6 protein-coding genes are annotated in these 11687 nt (G+C 54.7%); 2 read left to right on the top strand and 4 right to left on the bottom strand.

Annotated elements, in window-relative coordinates:
- Window positions 1–25 precede the first annotated feature (25 nt).
- Entirely contained in the window at window positions 26–1216 is a 1191-nt protein-coding gene (purT, locus tag NF347_RS06630) for a formate-dependent phosphoribosylglycinamide formyltransferase (protein WP_107681497.1), read from the top strand.
- 159 nt (window positions 1217–1375) lie between these two features.
- Window positions 1376–4027, top strand: coding sequence for a calcium-translocating P-type ATPase, PMCA-type (locus NF347_RS06635; protein ID WP_107681496.1), 2652 nt, complete (start codon window positions 1376–1378; stop codon window positions 4025–4027).
- Here the strand turns inward: NF347_RS06635 and NF347_RS06640 are convergent.
- From NF347_RS06640 to NF347_RS06655, 4 genes are all read right to left on the bottom strand, one after another.
- Window positions 4019–5053: a S41 family peptidase gene (locus NF347_RS06640; RefSeq protein WP_161553797.1), complete on the bottom strand. Its 1035-nt coding sequence runs from the start codon at window positions 5051–5053 to the stop codon at window positions 4019–4021. The genes NF347_RS06635 and NF347_RS06640 overlap by 9 nt on opposite strands.
- Window positions 5046–5909: a DUF3316 domain-containing protein gene (locus NF347_RS06645; RefSeq protein WP_107681500.1), complete on the bottom strand. Its 864-nt coding sequence runs from the start codon at window positions 5907–5909 to the stop codon at window positions 5046–5048. The genes NF347_RS06640 and NF347_RS06645 overlap by 8 nt, the downstream gene beginning before the upstream one ends.
- Entirely contained in the window at window positions 5909–8632 is a 2724-nt protein-coding gene (locus NF347_RS06650) for a DNA gyrase/topoisomerase IV subunit A (protein ID WP_107681494.1), read from the bottom strand. The genes NF347_RS06645 and NF347_RS06650 overlap by 1 nt, the downstream gene beginning before the upstream one ends.
- 70 nt (window positions 8633–8702) lie before the next feature.
- On the bottom strand, window positions 8703–11687 hold the full coding sequence (locus tag NF347_RS06655; protein ID WP_107681493.1) for a glycoside hydrolase family 3 N-terminal domain-containing protein: 2985 nt from the start codon (window positions 11685–11687) through the stop codon (window positions 8703–8705).

Consider the following 11687-nt stretch of genomic DNA (forward strand, 5'->3'; position numbering starts at 1 on the left):
TAACAATAATAGACAAACAATCCAGATGGCAAAAATCGGTTCTGTAATGACCCCTGTGGGTCGCAAGGCTCTGCTTCTCGGCAGCGGCGAGTTAGGCAAGGAAGTGGCTCTCGAGCTGCAACGCTATGGTGTGGAAGTAGTGGCATGCGACAAGTATGCCAACGCCCCAGCCATGCAGGTGGCTCACCGCAGCCACGTGTTCAACATGCTCGACGAAGCCGAGTTGCGCCGCATCATAGAGCTTGAGAAACCCGACCATATCATACCTGAAGTCGAGGCCATAGCCACTTCGGTGCTAAAAGAACTCGAAGCCGATGGATTCAACGTCACTCCTACGGCTACAGCTGCATGGCTGACCATGAACCGCGAGGGCATCAGACGTCTGGCCGACGAAGAACTTGGCATAAGAACTTCCGACTACCGCTTCGCATCGGACTACGATGAATTCAAGACAGCCGTGGAAGCTGTCGGAATACCTTGTGTGGTAAAGCCGATCATGAGTTCATCGGGTCATGGACAGTGCACTGTCAAGAACCCCGAAGAGATCGACCACGCGTGGCAGACAGCCCAGGAGGGTGGACGTGCAGGCGCCGGACGTGTTATCGTGGAAGGATTTGTTGATTTCGACTATGAGATAACTCTCCTTACTGTCAGAAGCTGTTCGGGCACCACATTCTGCGAGCCGGTAGGACACATACAGATCGACGGTGACTACCGCTATTCGTGGCAGCCGCAGCCTATGTCGGCTACAGCTATCGAAAAAGCACGCGACATAGCCCGCAAAGTGACGGATGCTCTCGGCGGATACGGCATCTTCGGAGTGGAGCTTTTCATAAAAGGCGACGACGTGATTTTCAGCGAAGTATCACCCCGTCCGCATGACACAGGGATGGTGACCATGATATCGCAGGATTTGAGCGAATTCGCTCTTCACGCCCGTGCGCTTCTCGGACTTCCGGTGCCTGAAATACGCTTCTTTGGTCCGTCGGCATCGAGAGCCGTCGTGGTCGAGGGCGATACCGACAAGATCGAGATGGACTCGCTGGAACATGTGCTCGAAGAGCCGGGTACGCAGATGCGCATATTCGGCAAGCCTGAAATCAAGGGACATCGCCGAATGGGAGTAATCCTTGCCACAGCTGACACCCTTGAGGAGGCTCGCGCCAAAGCGGATCGCGCCTACGACAAGCTCAAAGTCAACGTGCTCCCCCGCTAACAGACTCCAGATCACTGCGTAAAAAAAATATATCAACAAGCACTGTGCCGCCACGAACCGGCATGGTGCTTCACTTTTGAATCACTCCCGGCAAAACTCACCAAGGCGATATGACGTTGTAAGAGTATGTCGTGGACTTAACACATATGCCCCTTGACTATGCAATCTGAACATATCACCGGCCTGACGGCACACCAAGTCGAAGAAAACCGTTTGAAATATGGTGAAAACATAATCACGCCACCGCCACGCAGGCCGGCGTGGAAGCTTTTTCTCGAAAAATTCCGTGATCCGCTGATCATCATACTCCTGATTGCCGGCGTGTTGTCGGTAGGTATATCATGTTACGAATACTGGGGTCTTCACGAAGGAGCCACGGTATTTTTCGAGCCGGTGGGAATATTCGCCGCAATACTGCTTGCCACCGGTCTGGCTTTCTATTTCGAACAGAAGGCCGACAAGGAATTCGCCATACTCAACAAAGTCAACGACGATGAGCTGGTGCAAGTGATCCGCGAGGGTAATCCCACAATGGTAACGAAACGTGAAGTAGTCTACGGAGATATAGTCGTGATCACTACAGGGATGGAGATTCCGGCCGACGGACAGCTACTCGAAGCGGTGAGCCTCAACATCGACGAATCCACGCTGACAGGCGAGCCTATGGCTCACAAGACCACCGTCGAGGCCGACTTCGATCCCGACGCGACGTTCCCTTCGGACCACGCGATGCGCGGCACCAAAGTGATGGAAGGACACGGAGTGATGAGAGTCACGGCCGTAGGCGACCACACGGAAAACGGCAAAGTATTCGAGGCTGCGAGAATCGACGATCATATCAAAACGCCACTCGACGAGCAGTTTGACAAGCTTGGCCGGCTGATCACCCGTTGTGCATACGCCGTAGCTGTCGCCATAGTGATAGGCCGCGTGATAATGTACGTCACCAGCACACCGTTTGAATGGATGTCGTTTATGGCATATCTGCTGCAGACATTCATGATCGCAGTGACACTTGTCGTGGTGTCGGTGCCTGAAGGTCTGCCTATGGCAGTCACTCTCGCTTTGGCCTATTCTATGCGACGGATGCTGAAGACCAACAACCTCGTGCGCAAGCTACACGCATGCGAAACGATGGGCGCCACCACTGTCATCTGCACCGATAAGACCGGTACGCTCACCCAGAACCAGATGCGAGTGTCAGCGATGAAAATATCCGATACGATACCGCATGATCTGCTTGTTGAAGGCATTGCGGCCAACTCGACCGCCGAGCTTGATCTGAGCGGCGAGAAACCGTCGGTGATAGGCAATCCTACCGAGGGCGCCCTGCTACTTTGGCTTCGTGATCAGGGAGCCGACTACCGGAAGATCCGCGACAGTCTGACAACGATCGACGAGCTGCCGTTTACCACCGAACGCAAATATATGGCCACTGCCGTCAGCAATGCCTCCGGGCGTCGGATGCTGTATGTCAAAGGGGCACCGGAGATCGTGTTCGGCATGTCGGATGACGCTTGTGGCACATCGCGCGCAGAGATCGACAGAGAGCTGCTTGAATTCCAAAACCAGGGCATGCGCACACTCGGATTTGCCTGCAAACCGCTTGATGACGGCGAAGACCCCGTGAAAGACGGTAAAATCGTCGCAAATGGACTTACATTCATGGGGATCGCATCCATATCCGATCCAATCAGACCTGATGTGGCTGATGCTGTCAAGGATGTGAACGATGCGGGTATCAATGTGAAAATCGTCACCGGCGACACGCCGGCTACAGCTCGGGAAATCGGCCGCCAGATAGGCATCTGGACAGACACAGACAGCGCCGAGGCAATCATCACCGGTCAGGAGTTCGAAGCTCTTGACGACGAGCAGCTGCTGCAACGTGTGGAGGGACTCAAAATCATAGCACGCGCACGTCCGATGGACAAGAAACGCCTTGTCGAAGCCCTGCAGAGCAAGGGAGAGGTAGTGGCTGTGACCGGCGACGGGACCAACGACGCACCGGCTCTGAAAGCCGCACAGGTAGGCCTGTCGATGGGCGACGGGACATCGGTGGCTAAAGAGGCTTCCGACATAACGATCATCGACAATTCGTTCTCATCAATCGGGAAGGCCGTCATGTGGGGACGCTCGCTCTACCGCAACATACAGCGCTTCATCCTTTTTCAGATGACAGTCAATATAGTGGCATGCCTCATAGTGCTATGCGGAGCGTTCATGGGAATGCAGTCGCCACTCACCGTCACCCAGATGCTGTGGGTAAACCTGATCATGGATACGTTTGCCGCCATGGCATTGGCGTCGCTGCCTCCCACGCCATCGGTAATGCACGACGCCCCGCGCGACCGACGCGAATTCATAATCACACGTCCCATGCGCCGGTTTATAATCGGTACGGGGGGACTGTTTTTCGCCGTACTTCTCGCTTTCCTATATTATCTCAAGCACACGGATCTGACATCGCTGACACAGATCGGGCATCTTCCGATACATAATGACACCGGCCTGTCGGCATACGAACTGTCAGTGTTTTTCACCACATTTGTATTCCTTCAATTCTGGAACATGTTCAATGCACGCGCATTCGAAACCGGACGCTCGGCCTTTCACTTCAAGGATTGCGAAGGTTTTGTGGCGATAGCGGTCATGATACTGATAGGACAGGTGATGATTGTCAATGTCGGCGACGAACTGTTCAATGTGGTTCCGCTCCACATTTCCGACTGGGTGATAATCATACTGTCGACATCGTCAGTGTTATGGATCGGCGAACTGCTGCGATGGTGGGAGCGCCGTCTATCGTGAGGACAAGGCCACTATATAGTCGATAGCGAAATCGAGCATAGTGTCACGGCCGTCGAAAGCATCCTGCGGATCCATATCGACCTCACATCCCGGCGTAGGCTCTACCCCGGCCTCTGTGGAACGCCCCGTGGCATCGACAAGAGGCGACGCCGACAGGCGTATCCCCCAGCCATTGGGAAGCTCATAGCTGACAGGCATACCGCATCCACCACCTGTGACAGCCCCGGCCACCGTCACGTTTGGCAGCTGCTTCATGACTGCGGTGAAATAATTGGCGGCCGAGAAGGTACCACGGTTGGTGAGTATTACCACCGGCTTAGTCCACACGATATGGCCGTCGCCCACAGGCTTGATTGTCACGGCATAGGGAGTGGAGAAATCGTTGTGTCCCGGACCGGTCTTATGATAGATATATCCGCCGGTAAACGGCTGGTTGACGAAATGCGAAGCAAGATCGTTGGCATTCGACACCATACCGCCACCGTTGTCACGTATGTCGATGATAAGTCCGCTTGTCATTGAGAACGACGCGAGGATATAATCGATATTGCCCGCTCCGAGTCCGGAGTCAAAAGTCGGCCACCTCAGATAGCCGACATTTGACAGCAACACGCCATAATCGGCAACACCGAGCGAAGTATAGCCGAAAGCGAAATAATTCTGCTGTATGATCCGCGCATCGAAATTATGAGGGTAATCGCTCCACCATTTGCGATAATACGACGTAGCAAACGGAGCCGACAGATTGACATGACCGTCGCGCAGCTCGTCGAGCATGGCCGACATTACCGCAAACAATGACTTCGATGACATATTGGTGCGCACCTGCGCTCTATATACATCGCCGACCTCGTCCCAGTCAATGTTTTTATCGGCAAAGAAGCAGTAATGCTCGTCGACAATAGTCCATAATGCCTCGAAATTGCCTTGAGGTGTATTATCGTAGTCGGGCAACTCGTGACAGCCTGAAAAAAACGCCAGCACACATAATGCAGCTACGGCCGCCAATGATTGTATTTTATTCATATAGAGCATGGATCATACGTGCCTTGGGTGGAATCTTTTTGCTGGGGCTTACCGACAGCCATTCGCCTGAAACTCCTATGACCGCGCAATGGCGCAGCATGCGTGAAGTGATATCGCTGGCTTTTGTGGAGAGCAACTGTCCGGAATAACCGATACGCAGCGATGTGTTGCCGAAGTGAAGATCGGCAGTCAGACGGTGATCAAGCGCAAAATAGTTGCCCCACCATGCCATACGCGCCAGACCGGAATGATTGCCGAGATATATTTCATAATAAAGTTCGCCATAGTCAGGTGAAAAGAACACGCCCGTAAGCGGCACCGAAGGCCTGTAGCAGACAGTCACCGGCAGACGTCCGAGGCGAGTGTTCCATGCGGCATAAGCTGTCAGATCGACTGTGAGAGCCACCTTGGCCGACGCCGGATTATTGCCGTTGCGCTGCGAATACAGGCATCCGGCCTTAAATCCCGGCCCAATGCCGAAACCTATGGTAAGCCCTGAAAGCGGCCGCACGCGCCGCATCATGGCCCACCGGGCCTCAACTCCCCAATACCACATGGTGGCATTACCTACGCGATTGAGGCTCCGCTTCGCATCGATCCGGGCATCAAGAGCCATCACCCACCGCTCGGGTGAGAATTTCATGGCCTGCATGCGTCCGTATCCAAATCCGACACTCCATCCGGAATACCGTATAGGTGACAGATATGTGTCGGCGATATGCGCCGACCCGGCTTCCACAGTATAGGCTGCTGTCACCGGCCGCAGTATTTCTGTTTCAGGCTCTGAAGCTGACGACATGACGGTGACCGACAGCGCTGCGGCAAAAGCCACTATTCTATGACGAAGACAGTCCATCAGAATATGCGCTGCTGCCCCGTCAGCTCATCGCGCACTTCGTCGTCGGACTGTGCGTTCGGTTCATTTTCATTTCCCAAGCCGTCATCGTCATCCGACTGCATTTCGGCCATATTCTCCGGTTCGGTCTTTTCGCGCGGCTTTATTTCGGTAATAGATGCCACCTCATAGGTGGTCAGGCGCTTGCCCTTGGCACGAAGCGACTTCACGGCCACAAACTCCTCTGCATCGAGAGTCATAGGCATACGGATCTCATCGACTCCGGCAAACGTCACGGTGAACCGTGCTCCATCCTTGTCGCTCAACGCTATCAGAGTCGACCGCTCGTTGTCGCCGAGATAGCGCTGACGACGTGTCGAAGGCTCGAACTTGAAACGCTTCACATAAGGATAGTTGCCCTGCGAGGCATCGCGCAGTATCGCCGTCCATACAACTTCAGGACGGAACCGCTCGATAAACATGATATCGTCATCATAGTGATTGGACGCATCAAACGATGTGGTGTAGTACTCGCCATTGTTGAGAACCACCAGCACAAGATCATTGGGTCCGAATTCTCCGAGATACTCTCCACGACCGTCATAGTTGATGCGGAGCACGTCGTGGTCAAACCACACCTGACGGCCTCCGAGCGTCGACTGACCTTTACGGTTGAGAGTGAAGTGATGCACTTCGTTCTTGGTGACAATGTTGCCCATGGCTCCGCGTCCCTTTATGGCAAGATCGGCGAAATCCACGTCGAACTGCAATGTCTTCAACCGCGCCTTCGGCTTAAGAACCACTTTGACCGATTCGGCCTCACCGTTGGAATTGGCCGTGAACCATACCACCTTTGAGCCGGATTTCCCTTGCGTGAGATCATACACCCTGTCGCGTGTCATGCCGGTGACCGAGAAGCGTTTCATGTAGTATGTGCCACCCTTGCCGTCCTGATATATGACGTTGTAGACCGTGCGCACATCGTTGCGCTTGAACAGGCCCACATGTATGATACCCTTGCCTACCGACACTTTTTCCTGAACGCGTATCACCTTATATTTGCCGTCGCGATAGAACAGTATGACGTCGTCAATGCTAGAACAGTTGAACAGGAATGCCTTCTCGCGCTTTTCAGGATCTATTTTCAGCGCCGTGCCTATAAATCCCTCGTCGCGGTCGATATAGAGTTTTTCGGTCGCTTCGGCCACGTTGGCGGCCTCGATGCTGTCAAAATTTCTTATGACTGTCTGCCTCGGATATGCGGCTCCGTATTTCTCCTTAAGATGCTCAAACCAACGTATGGTATATTCGGTCAGAGAATCAAGATCGCCCTGCAGCTCTTCGATCCTCTGGTTGAATGCTGCAATAGCCTCATCGGCCGACTCAGAACTAAAACGCAGTATGCGGCTCATCTTTATTTCAAGCAGCCGGAGCAGATCGTCGTCGGTAACCTGACGGAGAAGTTTCTCCTTCCATGGCTCCAGACGCCTTTCTATATGCCTGATAGCCTCGTTCTTCGACCGGCTTTCCTCAAATTCGCGATCCTTATAGATGCGCTCTTCTATGAATATCTTCTCAAGGGTTGCAAAGAGCAACTGCTCCATGACCTCTCCAAGCTTGATAAGCAGTTCGGCCTTGAATATCTCGCGGGTATGGTCGACATTATGGCGCAACACATCGCTTACTCCAAGGAAACGTGGCTTGTTGTCGTGGATCACACAGCAGTTGGGCGACAGCTGCAACTCACAGGAAGTAAACGCATACAGGGCATCGATAGCTTTGTCGCTCGAGGTTCCGGGCTGCAGGCTGATAATGATCCTTGCCGTGCGTGAAGTATTGTCGTCGACGCGTCTAATCTTGATCTTGCCCTTGTCGTTGGCCTTTATTATGGTTTCGATGAGGGTCTCAGTGGTCAGTCCGAATGGTATTTCGGTTATTGCGAGGGTCTTGCTGTCGATTTTTTCAATCTTGGCTCTGACCTTGATTCTACCGCCGCGAGCGCCGTCATTGTAGCGCGACACGTCGATAAATCCTCCGGTCGGGAAGTCGGGATAGAGAGTGAACGGCTCGTTTTTCAGATACGCGACGGCAGCATCAAGAATTTCGTTGAAATTATGGGGCATGATCAGCGACGACAGTCCCACGGCGATACCGCCCACGCCCTGCGACAACAGAAGCGGAAACTTGGCCGGTAGTGTGACCGGCTCCTTGTCGCGCCCGTCGTAGCTGGGCACCCATTCTGTCACCTTGGGATTATACAGCACTTCCACCGCAAACGGCGACAGACGTGCCTCTATATAACGGCCGGCAGCCGCCGACGCTCCTGTCAGCGTATTGCCCCAGTTGCCCTGCGTATCCACAAGCAACTGCTTCTGACCGAGCTGCACCAGGGCGCCGTAGATCGAACGGTCGCCATGGGGATGGAATGCCATGGTGGCACCTACGATATTTGCAACCTTGATGAAGTGCTCGTCGTCGAGCTTTTTCATGGTATGCAGAATACGCCTCTGCACCGGTTTCAGACCGTCGTCGATATGAGGTATCGCACGGTCGAGAATGGCATACGAAGCATAGTCAAGATACCAGCTCTGGAACATGCCGCGCAATTGATGGCGCACCACGTCATCGCTCAGATCGACCAACATGGATTCGAAACCGCCTTCGGTGGCTTCGCCGTTATCCTCTTCGTCGTCGGCACTGACTCCGTATATTTCTTCTTCGTCGTCGTTGTATTCGTCGCTCATGTGATATGACTGGTGATAAATGGTTTTCTATATTGTAGTGTAAGATGCAGCCGGCAGTTGATGTGTGGGTCTACGATGCTCCTTTGATGGATTCGTAGATAGCCTTCATCATAAGTCCTCGCGGGTTGAGCCGCGTGAAAGCCCGGTTGTGGCGCGAGGGATTTACTCTGTTGGAGAGAAACACGAAAATGAGTTCGTTTTCCGGGTCGATCCAGAAACAGGTGCCCGTAAATCCGGTATGACCGAATATGGAATAGCCGTCGGTATCATCCTTGCTCAGCGGATTGCCCATAAGGTCGAATCCGAGGGCGCGCTTGCCCCCCTGACTGCGGCTGTCGGTGAATTTTCTTACAGTTGCGGCACTCAGCAGGCGCTCGCCGCCATAGACACCGCCGTTGAGCAGCATCTGCGAATATTTGGCGACATCCGACGCGGTGGAAAACAGTCCGGCATTGCCCTGCACTCCACCTGAAAAGGCTGCGATCTCGTCATGGACATATCCGCGGACGGTCTGACGGCGCAAAAAGGCATCGTTTTCGGTCGGCGCTATCTTTGACAGGGAATAATATTCGCGCGGCCGGAAGCCGGTGTGCCATGCGCCGAGCGGCCCGAAAATCTCCGACCTGACCCAACGGGCGTGATCGGTACCGGTCACGTTCTCCTCCATCTCCATGAGAAGACAGAAGTTGAGGCAACTGTAACGAAATGACTTGGATGCACGGAGAGGCGCCTGATATATCCGGCTCATTATCGTGTCACGGAGAGTTGTCCCGCCATATATGCCGGAGGCTATCTCTATGGGATTGTCTTTGGTGGCCGACAGGCTTGTAATATCTCGGCGCATGCGTGCGCTGCTGTTGCCGTAGACGCGCGATGCAATACGTATGCCATAGCCTGCCGTCTGACGGCCCTTGGTGAGCGGACCGGTGTAACTGGCCGGATCCATCATCACTTTGCTTACGTTGATGATCGCCGGCATTCCCGATTCGTGATAGAGAAGCTGCGACGGCGTAAGGTCGGACTTTTCGGTGTCAGTCAGTTCGGGGATATATTGCGAGATCGGATCGTCAAGCCGAAACAGTCCTTCGTCATAAGCTTTCATCAGTCCGGCCACGGTTGCAGTGGCTTTGGTCATCGACGCCACGTCATAGAGTGTTTCGCCCGTCACATCGGCACCTCCGCGCTCCAGTTTGCCATAAGCCGCGTCGACAACCACTCTGCCTCTGCGCGCCACGACAACCTGACAGCCCGGATAGGCTCCGGAAGCCACTCCGGCGCGTGCTATCGAATCAATGCGGCGCGTCAGGTCGGGATCAAGCCCCACGGCTTGAGGCGAGGCATAGCCAAGACGGGTGCATACGATATCACTGCCGGCTCCAAGCGGAGCAAGCCCCGGAACGGCCACCGGCATACGCCCGGTGACATCTATGCCTCCGAACACGGCCTGAGCCGCAGCCTTGCGCATAGCCTTTATGTCGTCGCCGCCGACAAGCACTGCGCCATAACTGCCGAGCGCCGCCGACAGGCCGGAGATCTTGATGGGGTTGGCAAGCACCACAGCCACCTTAGACCGTGTGTCGATCTGCTTCAGGGCAGCGGCAGCCCATGACGATGAGGTGGTCACCAGCACTATGGCCAGATCCGATTTGTTGATCTCGGCTATCTTTGCCGCCGGAATCGGCCCGGTGGTAAATCCATAGGCTGTGATACGGGCGTATTTGCGGCAATATTCGCTAAAAGTATTCTCGGCCGCCGCACCAAGCGTCACCACGGCTATCTTCCGGTCAGAAAGAGCGCCTACAGGAATCAGGCCGCCATCGTTGCGCACACAGACCATCGATGCTTCGGCAAGCCGTTCTATCATATCTTTGGCGGCATCGGAATTGAGCCGCGATGCTATCCCAGCCACTTTCGGGCGCGCGGAATTCACGAGGCCTGACCGATGTTTCCACACAAGTATTTTGCGACAGCTATTATTGACCTGTTTTTCAGAGATCTCGCCAGATTTCACCGCCGCTACTACGGCCTGAATGTCGCTGACGAGCGAGCGGGGCTGCAGCAGCACGTCGGCGCCGGCTTTCAGAGCGGCCACACAATTGTTGGCTTCGTCGGAGGTTTTCGCTCCTTTCATCGCCAAAGCGTCGGTGAACACTATACCGTTGAATTTCATGCGTTTTTTGAGCAGACCTGTGGTGATGGCGGCCGACAATGATGCCGGCGTCCCGGTCGGATCCAGAGCCGGTACGGTCAGATGCCCGGTCATGATGCCCGGCATACCGGCAGCGATATAGTCGCGAAACGGCACGAGTTCGGTCTGTTCGAGCTGCTGTGCCGTGCGGTTGAGCACCGGAAGCGCATGGTGCGAGTCGGTATCCGTGTCGCCGTGTCCGGGAAAATGTTTGCCGACAGGCATGACGCCGCCATCGGCCAGTCCACGCGAAAAAGCCACTCCAAGACGGCTTACCCTCTCGGGATCCTCGCCAAACGAACGATAGCCGATGACCGGATTGCGCGGGTTGGAATTGACATCGAGCACAGGGGCGAAGTCGACTCCTATGCCAAGTTCGCGGCACTGTCTCGCCACTTCGCGTCCGTAGTCATACAGCAGATTGTCGTCGGCAATAGCTCCCAGACAGATGTTATAGGGGAAGCGCGGCGCGTCGGTCACACGCATGGCCGGACCCCATTCGCCATCGAGTGTGACCATCAACGGAACCGCAGCCACAGATCCGGCGAAATCAATCAGTCCGGCATAGTCGGACGCTTTGCCTTTGCCGAGCAATATGCCACCGACCTTCTGTCGGGCCACAACATTGCGCAGCTGCGACTGTCCGGCTGCATTGTAGGCAATATCAAACCTCGGCACCATCAGTTGCGCCACACGGTCGCGCAGACTCATGGAGGCCATCACTGAATCAGCCCAGCGAGCGCTTTCGCCAGCCTCTTCAAAGTCTGACGACGAAGGGGTGACGCCGGTGGCGCGGTTGATGCCCGGTATGGCAACAATACAGGCACACGCCAAGGCCATATATCTTATAAAACCCGGTATCTTCAT

It is taken from the genome of Paramuribaculum intestinale, assembly GCF_030759015.1.
In the GTDB taxonomy this organism is placed as follows: Bacteria; Bacteroidota; Bacteroidia; order Bacteroidales; family Muribaculaceae; genus Paramuribaculum; species Paramuribaculum intestinale.

Bases quoted from the DNA above. Each gene is read 5' to 3' on its own strand.
- purT (WP_107681497.1), top strand. From the start codon at position 26: ATGGCAAAAATCGGTTCTGTAATGACCCCTGTGGGTCGCAAGGCTCTG.
- NF347_RS06635 (WP_107681496.1), top strand. From the start codon at position 1,376: ATGCAATCTGAACATATCACCGGCCTGACGGCACACCAAGTCGAAGAA.
- NF347_RS06640 (WP_161553797.1), bottom strand. From the start codon at position 5,053: ATGAATAAAATACAATCATTGGCGGCCGTAGCTGCATTATGTGTGCTG.
- NF347_RS06645 (WP_107681500.1), bottom strand. From the start codon at position 5,909: ATGGACTGTCTTCGTCATAGAATAGTGGCTTTTGCCGCAGCGCTGTCG.
- NF347_RS06650 (WP_107681494.1), bottom strand. From the start codon at position 8,632: ATGAGCGACGAATACAACGACGACGAAGAAGAAATATACGGAGTCAGT.
- NF347_RS06655 (WP_107681493.1), bottom strand. From the start codon at position 11,687: ATGAAGATACCGGGTTTTATAAGATATATGGCCTTGGCGTGTGCCTGT.